General features: G+C 63.4%; 1 protein-coding gene. It reads left to right on the forward strand.

Going from position 1 to position 279, the window contains the following annotated elements:
- Positions 1–279: DUF4082 domain-containing protein (locus AC5ZG1_RS44925; RefSeq protein ID WP_496136641.1), on the forward strand; the 279-nt coding region annotated here is incomplete at both ends.

Raw genomic sequence — 279 nt, forward strand, 5'->3', positions numbered from 1 at the left:
GCCAGTGAGACCTTCAATATCGCCGTGACCACGACGTCCACGACGGTGAGCCTGTTCACCGCGTCCAGCACCCCGACGCAGACCAGTTTGAACGATGGCTCCGCGCTCGAGGTCGGAGTGAAGTTCACCTCGTCCACTGCCGGCCAGATCACCGCGCTCAAATTCTACCGAAGTCCCGGCGATACCGGCACCGATCTCCTCGACCTGTGGAGCTCGACCGGCACCAAGCTTGCCAGCGCCACCTTCACCAACACCACCGCAAGCGGCTGGCAGACCGTG

The organism is Bradyrhizobium sp. Leo78 (genome assembly GCF_059512425.1).